An 11,080-nucleotide genomic window follows, 5' to 3' on the forward strand; every position below is an offset into this window, starting at 1 on the left:
CAAACAAAAAAGAGCAAGAATTGGGAGATGTATTTTTCTCTTTAATCAATTACGCAAGAATTTCAGGTTTAAACCCTGATTCGGCTTTAGAACGAACCAATCTGAAATTTATTTCAAGATTTCAGAGAATGGAACGGCTTGCAGCTGAGGCATATTTAAAATTAGCTGATATGACTCTGGAAGAAATGGATGTTCTTTGGGAAAAAGCAAAAAAGCAAATGTTGAGTTAGAGTAAAAATTACATTATTTATAAATACATAAACGCAAAGATTTTATTTGAAATGCTTTTATTTAAAGGAGCAAAGATTACGACTAAAGTCGTTGATAAAGCTTGAAAATACGAATAGCAATACTAGGTTTATTTATCTCGGAAAACATCTAAAAAGTTATAAAAGAACCTAAATTATTTTTAGAATAAAAAAATGAAAGTCGATCACCCTGTACAAAATCGTTTTCAATATCTTATTGAAATAAAAAAGACCGATCGGAAATGGCATTTTCCGTTCCTGGCTGCTTTATGTATTGGTATTCCGCTTTTGTTGGGTTGGTTTTCCGGGAAACCGAATTATGGAAGCCTTTCGAGTTTGGGAGCGTTAACGATATTGTATTTTACGACAGCGCCAATCAGTCAGCGAATGATTCACTTGGCAGTTTGTGCTTTCGGGATTATATTTTCCTTTACCATCAGTCTGTTTTTTAGTTTTAATATTTATACCGCAGCTTTATCTTTCGGAATTGTTTCTTTTCTGTCGCATTTTATAACTTCTTATTTTAAAATTCCGCCACCAGGAAATTTTTTCTTCATTATGTTGGCGGCAATGGCAAGTACCTATCAGTTTGATTTGGAAATGATTCCTTTAAGAGTTGGTTTGGTAACAATGGGTGCTATTTTGTCGTGTTCATTGGCTTTTCTCTATTCAGTTTTTATTGAAAAAAGTGAGGTGGTAAATGTTCCACGAAGAGTTTTTAAAAAGAAAAGATACACGAAATTTGTTGAAAGTACGATTATAGGTTTAATTATGATGCTGACTTTAATTGTCGGTCATCTTTTAAAATTTCAAAACACGTATTGGATTTCTATTTCAACAGTAGCAATTATTCAGGGACGAAATTTCGAACATGTACGCCAAAGAAATATGCACCGTATTTTTGGCACCTTCATTGGTTTGGGTTTAGCATGGCTGATCCTGCTTTTTGATCCCGAAAAAATTGTAATGATAGGAATTATTGTAGTTTTACAGTTCATTGTTGAGTTAATGATCGTAAGAAATTATGGTTTTGCCGTTATCTTTATTACGCCGCTTACTTTGCTTTTAATAGAAGTGGGAAGTACTGTTCATCATCAGGTTGAAAACTTAATGGAGGCAAGATTGCTTGATACCATTATCGGAAGTTTAATGGGATTGATTGCAGGTTTTTTTCTTCATCACCAGCAAATCATCAATCAATTGGAGAAAAATATCAGATATTCTTTCTTTCAGTTTAAAAAATTAAAAAAATAAAATTATGCGCATTCTCGTTGTATTTGCTGTTATGCTAATGAGCTGCAATCCGAAAGCTCAAGATTCGGTAACAAAATCGCAGGAAGATTTGAAAACAGAATTTTCACTCCCAAAAAAGCTGAAAGAAGTTTCAGGAATTGCTCTTTCGCAAGACCAGAAAACCATTTGGGCAATTGAAGATGCAGGAAATAAAAATGTAGTTTATGGGCTCAGCAGACAAGGCAAATTGGTTAATGATGTTCTTGTAGAAAATGCTGAAAATAACGACTGGGAAGATATCACAAAAGATGCTGCCGGAAATATTTACATCGGGGATTTTGGAAATAATGAAAATGACAGACAGAATCTTTCGATCTTAAAATTAGATTTAAAAAATGATTCTCAGAAATCGACAAAGGTTATTCAGACCACGAAATTTCATTATGAAGGTCAGACTGAATTTCCTCCCAAAAAATCTACTTTACTGTATGATTGCGAAGCTTTTGTAGAAAAAGATGGAAGCTTTTATTTATTTACAAAAAACAGAAGCAAAGGTTTTGACGGAACTTTCTTAGTTTTCCAGATTCCAAATAAAGAAGGCAATTTTGAAGCTAAATTAGTTGGGAAACTAAAACTTGAAGGAGGTTACAGTGATGCAGCCATTACTTCAGCTGCGATTAATTCTAAAAACGAAATTGTGCTTTTAACGCATAAAAATATCCATGTACTTTCAGGATTTACAGCCAATGATTTTAATTCAGCTAAAATTCAGAAAATGCCTTTAAACCATAATTCACAAAAAGAAGCTGTGGTTTTCGTTGATGATAAAACTTTGCTGATTGCAGATGAAAAGGACAAAAAAGAAGGTGGTAATGTTTATCAATTTTCTTTAAAATAAATTATTTTTCAAAAGACTAAAGAAAAGATAGAACTCCTACGGAGTTCTAATTTTAGAATCTTGTTATTATTCTACAAAGGTATGGCTCCTCCGGAGCCATTTTTGAAAAAGGTAAATTAATTACAAAATAAAACCCGCAGAAAGCTCTGCGAGTTTTATTTTAAATTTATTTTTTTTGTTTCAAGACAAAAGAAAGGCTTTTTGCATTTGATATTCTTCATTGCGCTTTGCTCCATTCAGAATGACAAATTTAACTTTTTAGTTTAATAAAGCGGTCTATGACCGTTAAAAACTCAAGCCTACACCGCCTGAAATTCTTCCGCCATCTTCACCGGTAAAGTAATCGATTCTTGCAGAAAAAGTTTCGAGAATATTCATCCAAAAACCACCACCGACACCTTGATGCCATTTGTCTGATTGTTCATTATCAATCCACACTCTTCCCACATCATAGCCAACTAAAATTCCCATATTGACAGGAACGATATTATTTTTCACACGACCAAAATCCCAACGGATTTCAGAATTGTTGACAAAATATGATTTCCCGGCAAATCTTTCGTTTCTGTAAGCACGCATTGCGTTGTTTCCACCGATGGCTGCAGCCTGATAAAACTCAAAATTATTGTTGTTGATAATCATGGCATTGGAAGAGTTGGCAAAAACAAATCTTCCTTGTTTATCGATTCTGCGGAACAGGTTTAGAGTTCCTTTAAAAGAGGCAAAGTTTTGGTTAAATTCTGAAAGATTGGCTTTCCAGCCTGCATTTAAAATCATTTCCAAACCTAAAGTAGGGAAGGCGTTATTATCAAAATTTTTAAAACTGAAAGTATAATTAGCTCCTGCAAATTGTTGTCCGTTAAAAACTTCAGGATTCACTTCCGGAGATGCTGCAACAAAACGATCTTCATTCAACTGCACTTTAGAATGCTCAAAATTTAACTGGAACTGATGCTTCAGATTCAGCCAGCTTGTTTTTGAGATCGATGGAGCAAATTTAAACTGAGAAATTCGTACTCTGTTAAAGTCTTTACTCACTTCATCTTTTTCATATACCGATTCATTACCCAAGCCAAAAAATGTTCTTGCAAAAAATGGAGTAGTGTAGGTTGCATCAATTCCGGCATCCCATCCTGCAATTGCTTTTTTAAAGGTTCCTTTGTAGCCCACATTAAATCCGCCTGTTAAAGTATAATAATTGGCGCTAATGCTATGTTTCTGAGTAAAACGATCACGGATGAAATTATTCACTGTATAATTGGCTACAATTCCCAAAATTACACCGTCATCGGGGTTGTAATTAGCCATTGGATAACCTGCAAAGAAATTAAATTTAGGATGCTTCCAATTGTAGGTGTTGATGTCGTAATCATCACTGATGTGTTTTGCAGCTCCTTTGGTTTCGTACGTGTTTTTCTGAGATTTAAAATCATAAATCTTTACGTTTCTTCCGTTGGATACATTATAAACATCGTGATTATAGCCACCAATTAATCTAATATTTGTCTTTGATTTTCCATCGCCTGAAACTTCATAAATGTCATCATCATCCAATCCGTAGATCCAAAGTTCTTTAGTTTTTTTTCCGTCGTAAGATTTTTCAAAAACCAGTTCTTCGGTTTTATCTTTATTAATTTTAAATTGCTTTACGTCAACTGAGTTTTCATTTTTAACAATCACAAATTTATCTTTGTCTAAAGTTCCCACCAACGGAACTTTTTCCTGAAGAATGTGATAATATTCTACAGCATTAGCCTCAATTTTTTCTTTTCTGAGTTTTAATTTTCTCTGAATATCGGCAATGGTTTCATCCTGAACTTCTTTCGGAAGGTTTTTAAAAGCAACATCAATATCGGCATCTGTAAGATTTTGCTGAATAAATTTTGCCTGTTCGCTCCAGTTTTGTTCTGTAGAACCTTTGAGGAAAATTAAATCTAAAGGATAAGGTTCCATATTTACCCAACGTACATTTTTTATCTCATCTTTAAAAGATTTCATGTGACGAATCATTGGGATGTTCATAATAAAAGTAAATGCAGCACCATCATAGGTACTGAAAGCCTGATCTCTGTCTCTTGGAATAGGTTTGTAAATCACCTTATTTCCTTTTTTATATTCTGCCCATTTCCACTGATCTTCATGTCTGTCCCAATCTCCGATCAGCATATCAAAAATTCTTGCTCTGATGTATAAATCCTGGTCAACAGAATATTTGCTGTCTTTTCGCATATTTTTCAGAACATCCGATGTTGAAAGAATATCAGTAGCATTATCAAGCGACTGTAATGTTTTAGGATCAGAAGAAAAACGCTCTTCAATCATGTATAATTCATCCCCGTAATTTTTGTTGTAGCGACCCAAAGCTTGTTGTTTCGGGATATAAAATAATTCAGGATTACTGTGGAAAATCCCAAGTTTATCGATCATATTATTAACCGCAAATCCTGTAAAAGGATGATTGGTCGTATAAAAATCGAGTAAGAATCTTTCAGGGAACGTGTTATTCAATTCGTTTCCGAAATCATTTTTCTTAAAAGCCTGAGCATTTAAAAAACGGACTGCACTTTTCTTAATTCCGCGCATCACAAATTCCTGTCCGTCATTGGTTTTCAGACGAAGACTGTTCGACTGGTTTCCGCCGCCTTCTCTGAAAGGAGAATAACCGGGATTCATGTCTGAAAGATCTTTTGTTTTTGCTTCAATCGGAAGAGCATAATATTTTCTGTAATGATCTCCCCAAAGCCAACGATAGATTCTCCCTTTTTTAGTAAGTTTTTCAGCATAAACTGTTGAAGTGTAGGTTGCTGGAAGTGAGCTCGGAAAATTATTTTCAAATACTTGAGGTTGAGGAATTACTGAAATTTGCGTCAGTTTTTTAAGCTCATTATTTTTTGTTGAAAAATATTCTACATCTGAACTTAAATCTTTTCTGAGGTTTAAAACAGCAAAACCACTTCCGCCGTAAGAAAAATCGGTTTTATTAACAATCGTGGATGGATCTGTTTTGGAGCCAGCTCCGCTGATGATTTGTCTGATATTGTTGTCTGCATGATACTGCAGATTATGATCGTGTCCTGAAACGAAAATCACATTTTCTTTATCCTGAACAATACTTTTTAGTCTGTTGGCAAAATCTGCATAATGCCTGTTGTTGATGTCTTCCATATTTGCTCCGGAAGAACTTCTCAATGTTGTAAGCACAGTGGCAACTCCCGGAATCGGAACTTTTCCGTTAAATGCTGAAAGATGAGATTTTGCAGAATTAAATCCGGCATGTACTCCGGAACTGATTACAGGATGATGAACTGCGACGATAATTCTTTTATCCTGATTTTTTGTAATTAAATCTTTGAATTCGGTATAAAGATCGTCTCTGGTTTTAATATCACAACCTTTATTGATTCCCGGATATTTATCCCAATTTATTAAAGCCCATTCAGAATCGATAATAATAAGTTTGATGTCTTTGGTTAAATTAATATCATCAATTGGGCAAGAATTTTTAGGCAAAAAAGATTTTTTATCATTCAGATAAGTTTTTACAAAATCTTCCTGAGCTTTTAAGCCATCCAAACCGTGATACCAATCGTGATTTCCTGGTATAACCAACGTTTTACCTTTGAAGTTTTTGGTAATTGCCAATTGGTTTTCCATTTTTTCTTTTGCCAAAGGATAATCTTTATCACTTTCTTTTGGCATTCCCAAAGGATAAATATTATCTCCCAAAAAGATGAGCATCGAGTTGCTGTTGGCAGAATCTATCTTGTTCTTAAGAAAGTTCAACGTTTGCTGAGCCTGAATTTCTTCTGAGTTTCCGGCATCACCCACCAGGAAAATCTGAAAGTCATTATCCGTTTTTAGCTCAGATTTTGATACTTCATGTAAGTTTTTGCCCTTTTTTACGTTGTAGGTAGCACAAGATAAAAGAAGTCCCGAAAGGAGAAACGTTTTTCCTGCCGAGGATATTTTTTTTAAATAAGATTTAAAGGATAAATTCATACATTTACATTAAGAAAAATTCTGTGATGAGCACCTTAGACAAAGCTAAAAATTATGTTGAAAACTTATTCAAAGATAAACTATCTTCTGTTTACTTTTACCATAATTTTATTCATACCACATACGCCGTTCAGAAAGCAGATGAAATCATAAAGCATACCAATTTGTCTGAAGCAGACAGAGAAAAGGTGTTGCTTGCCTTGTGGTTTCATGATGTTGGTTTTACAGATTGCAATGCTGAAGGGCATGAGGAAAGGGGAGCCGCTATTATGAAAGATTTTCTTAAAAAAGATAATTTTTCTGATGAATATATTGATGAAGTTTCCAGACTGATTCTTTCTACGGAAAAATATCATCAGCCTCAGGATCTTTTAGAAATGATTATGAAAGATGCAGATTTCAGTCATTTTGCAAGTCCGTTTTATAACGATTCTGCAGAAGCTTTGCGTAAAGAATGGGAACTGACGGGCGGAATGTGTTTTTCTAACGATGAATGGAATGAGATGAATGTAGATTTTCTTAAAAACAAACATCGTTATTTTACAGATTACGCCAAAGAAAACTGGGAACCGCTCAAACTGAAAAATGTAAAAAAACTGGAAAAGAAGATGGATAAAATGGACAAAGAAGAGAAATCCAAAAAAGAAAATTCAGAAAAAAAAGATCAGAAATCTGACAGAAGTGTAGATACGCTTTTCAGAGTTACTTTGAATAATCATACAAGATTAAGCGATATTGCAGATAGCAAAGCTAATATTTTGCTTTCGGTCAATGCAATTATTATTTCGGTTTGCCTTTCTGTTTTGGTTCCCAAATTGGATGCTCCGAAAAATACCCATCTTATCATTCCTACTTTTTTTCTTTTGATATCGAGTGTATTGACGATTATTTTTGCGATTCTTTCTACAAAACCCAATGTAACGAAAACTACTTTTACCGATCAGGATATTAAAGACCGTAAAGTAAATCTTTTGTTTTTCGGAAACTTCCATCAAATGGAGTTTAATCATTATCTGAGCTCGATGCATGATCTCATCAAAGACAGAGATTATATCTACGATTCTATGGTGAAAGATCTTTATTATCTTGGAAAAGTTTTAGACAGAAAATACAAGCTTCTTTCGGTTACGTATCAGATTTTCATGGCAGGAATTGTAATTTCTGTAATGGCTTTTGCGTATGCTTTTCTTACGCTTTAATTTTTTAAAACTACATAAAACATGATTGTAAGACAGCGAACACACTGGCTGAAAATGTTATTTATATGGAAAGGTTCTGTACTAAAGAAAATCGTAGCTCAGCTTTGTATTATCACTATTTTCTCTGTAGCGGTATATTATTTTAACGGAAAAATTTACGATTATAAAGTAAAGCTCAATCCAACAGTTTTTACATTAATTGGTTTAGCTTTAGCCATCTTTATGGGCTTTTGTAATACGGCAAGCTATGACAGATTTTGGGAAGGAAGAAAGCTTTGGGGATTATTGGTCATTGAAACCCGCTCTTTAACAAGACAAATTTTATCTTTTATACCCAACGTTTCTAAAGAAGAGAAACAGGAAATTGTAAAATTGATTTCCGCATTTTGCTGGTCTTTAAATTATCAGTTAAGAGATAAATCGGATATGCAACCCCTTCAAAAGCTACTTTCTGAAGATCAGTTTCATCAGATTCAGGGTAAAAAGTTTATTCCCAGTATTATTTTAGGATTTATTTCAGATTGGCTGAACATTCAGAATAAAAACGGAAATATAGATACGATTGTTTTGACTTCTATGAATCATCAACTGAACCAATTTTCTAATATTTCCGGTGGTTGCGAAAGGATTTATAATACACCGCTTCCGTTTGCTTACAGTGTTTTGCTACATCGTACGGTTTATTTATACTGTTTTTGGTTACCATTCGGATTGCTCGATAGTTTAGACTGGATGATGCCTTTGATTGTACTTCTTATCAGTTATACTTTTATTGCATTAGATGCCATTATTCAGGAAATAGGAGAGCCTTTTGGTGAAGAAGAAAATGATTTGGCACTCAACAGTATTTGCAGAACGATTGAATTTTCTATTTTTGAACAAGCTGAAATTTCGCAAGGTGAATTAAAAAAGCCCGACTCTTATTTTGTAGATTGATTTACGCTAAAGAAACTCTCATCGCAAGCAACCCTGTAATTCCTTGCAGATCTTCAACTCTTAAAAGTTCAACATCCGATTTTAAAATATTTTGTTGCTGAAGTCTATGGATGTATTGTAAATATTCACGTTGATTTTCCAAGCCGAAATAAACGATGGTAATTTTTCCCGGACAGGTAATTCTTTCGTCAGAGTCTTTGATATGCGCTTTTTCAAGTCTTTTTTTAATGATTTCAAAATTAGAATTAAATGCACCGTCTACATCAAAACGTTTTTCATCCATTCGGAAACGGATGTCTATTTTTTCATTATAAACAAAAATAAGGGAGGCAATATCAAGTGAAACCGGAAGGTCTTTTTTAAATAAACGGAACTCATGTTCCATCGTACAAATCGTTTCCAGTTGCCAATATCTTAATTCATTAACAACTTTTGTAGAATAAGGCAATTCGGGAGCAATATTGGGACCGATGTAAAGATTATGCTCAACACCATCTGACTTGAACCGCTCAAAATAATGTGGGAAAATTTCCTGAGCTGACACTTGTTTTTCGTCTAAAATATCAGCCAGTTTACGGTTGAGCAGGGTAATAGAATCGTCTAAGTTTTTTCTGTTGGCGTAAAAAAGATCATTCTGTGTAAAGACCTGACTAAAGTAATTTTTGATTTTTTCTTTAATAGTTTCTTCACTTTTCACCTCAAGCTGACCTTGCAGATAAGGATGAATTTCTTCGCGCAAAAGTCTTTGGAAACGTTGTTCTGTATCTGCTTTTATTTCATTATTCAGCTCGTTTTCAAAAACATCTAATGCCAAAGAATATTTTTCAGCTTCTGATGAGTTTAAAATGGTCATCACTTCGTGAAGTCCGTCAATTTGCTGATTAAGATCTTCCAACATCAGCTTAAAACGTTTGTCTGACGAAGATCGAATGTCTGAAAAACTAAATAACGGAGTAAGATTTTTAAACGAAATCTCTTTTAAAGTATATATTTTTTTAGATAAATAAGCATTAAAATAACGCTCTGCCTCATTCCTGAATTTCCAGATCACGCTGTCGTGAATCGTCGTATATTCACGTTGAATGATCGCTTCAATCTGATTATTTCTTTCATAGGTAAACCTGCTCAGAGAGAAAATAATCATGTCGGCAACAAACTCGAGCTTTTTCAATTTCAAACCGTTCAAACTATTGGCAATAGGCGAAGTAAACTCCATCATCGCTAAAAGCTCGTTGTCTTTCATAATCGGAATGACCATGAAACTATTGATGTTATTATCTTTCAGAATATTGAAAGTCGGCAGTTTTTTGATTTCCTCATCGAGATTGTCAACATTGGAAACCACTACAGGTTTTGAATTGTAGCTGATGTTTTCAAAAGCAGTTTTCCTTGCTTCTTCATCAAAGGTGTTGATCCAGAAATCGAGAAGATAATTAGTGAAAACATTTTCGTAAATAGGAAGTTTTTCGAGCCTTTTGTTTTTTATATTAAATAACATTAACCCAAAATTGAGCTCGGCAACATCAAAATAAGATTTAAATATTTCTTTTAAATTCTCATCGGGTGAAGGATTTTCCAGATCAATTTTAATCATGCTCGATTTCAAATCAGACAATGCGACTTCCGAAGTACAGTCTATAAGAGAAATAATGCTGAATCCGTTTAAAATCCATGATTCGGGCTGGAAGTATTTTTTCCAAAGCTGTACATCATCCAGATTTTCAAGCAACATATCTAAAACATCATCCGACGGAATTTTAGTTCCTTCGGCAGGATAAACATCACTGAAATCTGAGTTGACCGTAATTTTATAATGCTTCATAATTCCTTGTTTATCGGGAATGTCATAATAAAATGGGATGGTAACTTTAATATCTTTTTTAAGATAAGTCTGCAAAATCAGGCAACAGCAAAAGACATAATATTCGTCGTCGCTGATGTCTCTGAACTCAATCTCAAAATCTTTTCCGGCATCATTCAGAATATTCTGAAATCTTTCGGTATAATTGAATGTAAGATTGGTGAGCGGAATTCCTGCGGCTTTAATTTCATTTCTCGTTAAACCGGTAGGGAAGAGGTCTGCCAACAAAAGTCTGATGAGGTCTTTGTGCTTTTCAAACACCGAAAGATCCTGAAAACCGTCTCTTAATTCTTTGAAATTTTTGGTTTTCTCAATCAAAGATTCTGCATAATTGGCGCGATACTCTAACCGATCGTTATACCGAATGTGCTCTAACACATCCAAATATTTTTTGAACGATATAAAAACCTGAAACGGACTTTCTTTCTTGTAGAGATTTGCCAAAATGTAAGAAAAATTGTGAGGGTAAAGGTATGAAAACTATGAGGGAATTGAGTGTTTTGGGGGAGGGATTTTTATATTGAAGAATGGTTTTTTGTTATGATTGAGATTTTTATTGTCGCTATAAGAGTATAGGAAAGTTATATTTCTATATACAAGATAGACCGCTTTTTAACACAAAAGCCTCACATTTTGTGAGGCTTTATTTGAATTATTAGCTCAAAGTCGGGAGACTTTGCCTTTACTTTGGATTCTATAAAAAAGA

The 11,080-nt window shown here is 34.0% G+C and carries 6 protein-coding genes and 1 pseudogene; 5 read left to right on the plus strand and 2 right to left on the minus strand.

All coding sequences use genetic code 11. The features are described from left to right. The 3 genes and pseudogenes from OEW74_RS18580 to OEW74_RS18590 all read left to right on the plus strand — a co-directional run. Positions 1–230, plus strand: a pseudogene (locus OEW74_RS18580) (nucleoside triphosphate pyrophosphohydrolase); the annotation flags it as partial. Between the two features lie 192 nt (positions 231–422). Continuing rightward, complete coding sequence (locus tag OEW74_RS18585) at positions 423–1,502, plus strand: FUSC family protein (protein WP_265429890.1); 1,080 nt, start codon at positions 423–425, stop codon at positions 1,500–1,502. 4 nt (positions 1,503–1,506) lie between these two features. After that, positions 1,507–2,379, plus strand: a complete 873-nt coding sequence (locus tag OEW74_RS18590) for a hypothetical protein (protein ID WP_265429891.1) — start codon at positions 1,507–1,509, stop codon at positions 2,377–2,379. A gap of 285 nt (positions 2,380–2,664) precedes the next feature. Here the strand turns inward: OEW74_RS18590 and OEW74_RS18595 are convergent, their stop codons facing one another. Then, positions 2,665–6,378, minus strand: coding sequence for a metallophosphoesterase (locus tag OEW74_RS18595; RefSeq protein WP_265429892.1), 3,714 nt, complete (start codon positions 6,376–6,378; stop codon positions 2,665–2,667). Between the two features lie 26 nt (positions 6,379–6,404). Between OEW74_RS18595 and OEW74_RS18600 the strand changes: the two genes are divergently transcribed. Continuing rightward, on the plus strand, positions 6,405–7,577 hold the full coding sequence (locus OEW74_RS18600) for a Pycsar system effector family protein (protein WP_265429893.1): 1,173 nt from the start codon (positions 6,405–6,407) through the stop codon (positions 7,575–7,577). A 21-nt stretch (positions 7,578–7,598) separates the two neighbouring features. Continuing rightward, positions 7,599–8,513 carry a bestrophin family protein gene (locus tag OEW74_RS18605; protein ID WP_265429894.1) on the plus strand — a complete coding sequence of 305 codons (915 nt, stop codon included), beginning with the start codon at positions 7,599–7,601 and terminating at the stop codon, positions 8,511–8,513. Position 8,514: 1 nt separating this feature from the next. On the opposite strand, the gene OEW74_RS18610 is transcribed toward OEW74_RS18605, so the two are convergent. Then, complete coding sequence (locus OEW74_RS18610; protein ID WP_265429895.1) at positions 8,515–10,818, minus strand: GAF domain-containing protein; 2,304 nt, start codon at positions 10,816–10,818, stop codon at positions 8,515–8,517. Between the last annotated feature and the right edge of the window lie 262 nt (positions 10,819–11,080).

The sequence above is a fragment of the Chryseobacterium sp. YIM B08800 genome (assembly GCF_026163565.1).
In the GTDB taxonomy this organism is placed as follows: domain Bacteria; phylum Bacteroidota; class Bacteroidia; order Flavobacteriales; family Weeksellaceae; genus Chryseobacterium.